General features: G+C 65.2%; 2 protein-coding genes. One reads left to right on the plus strand and one right to left on the minus strand.

What is annotated here, in order from left to right:
* Window positions 1-636, minus strand: a 636-nt coding sequence (locus FKP22_RS31140; protein ID WP_141292030.1) for an MBL fold metallo-hydrolase, incomplete at its 3' end; no start/stop codon positions are given.
* Between the two features lie 101 nt (window positions 637-737).
* Here FKP22_RS31140 and FKP22_RS31145 point away from each other — a divergent pair.
* A partial coding sequence (locus FKP22_RS31145; RefSeq protein ID WP_141292031.1) for an IclR family transcriptional regulator occupies window positions 738-1,155 on the plus strand: 418 nt, incomplete at its 3' end.

Raw genomic sequence — 1,155 nt, forward strand, 5'->3', positions numbered from 1 at the left:
GATGTTGTCCAGCGTCTGCGGCCAGTCCTTGAAGTAGGCGTCGCCGGCATACGGCGTGGCGTCGAACTCGACCAGGTCGCCGCTGAACAGGATCTTCTGCTCGGGCAGCCAAGCCACGGTGTCGCCCTTGGTGTGGCCGCGGCCGAGCTGGATCAGTTGCACCTCCAGCTTGCCCAGCCAGACCGACATGCGGCCGGTGAAGGTCATGGTGGGCCAGGTCATGCCGTCCGGCACCGACTCCACCGCCTGGAACAGCCGCGGGAAGCGGCCAATCTCGCTGGCCTTGTCGGCTTCGCCGCGCTCGACGATCAGGTCGTAGGTGTCGCGGCTGGCAATGATGTGCTGCGGCTGGTAGGCGCTGGCGCCCAGCACGCGCACCGCGTGGTAATGGCTCAGCACCACGTACTTGATGGGCTTGTCGGTCACCTCGCGGATGCGGCGGATCACGTCCTGCGCCATCACCGGCGTGGCCTGGGTGTCGATCACCATCACCGCGTCGTCGCCAATGATGATGCCGGTGTTTGGGTCGCCTTCGGCGGTGTAGGCATAGGCGTTGGCCGACAGCCGCGTGAACGAGACTTTCTTCTCCTCCAGATCGGCTTGCGAGGCAAATGCCTTGGTGGGTTCTTTGCTCATGACGAATCGATTAGGCAATGTGAAAGTGTGTTGATCTTGGTCAATTCGTTTGATAATGTCAAAACAATTCGTTTAGGTATAACTACCAATGTGTGGTGACGATGAGCGTTGAAGACGAGGGCGGCGGCTCGCGCGGCATCCAGAGCATCGAGGTCGGTGGGCGGCTGCTGCGGGCGCTGGTGCACCTGGGCCGGCCGGCGCCGCTGAAGGAACTGGCCGGCGAAGCCGACATGGCGCCGGCCAAGGCGCATCCCTACCTGGTCAGCTTCGGCAAGCTGGGCCTGATCGCCCAGGACCCGGCCACCGGGCAGTACGGCCTGGGGCCGCTGGCGCTGCAGATGGGCTTGATCAGCCTGCAGCAGGTGGACCCGATCCGCCTGGCTTCGGCCGAACTGCCGGCGCTGGCGCGGCAGATCGGCCAGACCGTGGGCATCGCGATCTGGGGCAACCGCGGACCGACCTTCGTGCGGCTGGAGGAGGGGCCGACGGCGGTGCACGTCAACATGCGGCATGGCACGG

The sequence above is a fragment of the Ideonella azotifigens genome (assembly GCF_006519715.1).
Lineage (GTDB): Bacteria > Pseudomonadota > Gammaproteobacteria > Burkholderiales > Burkholderiaceae_C > Ideonella > Ideonella azotifigens.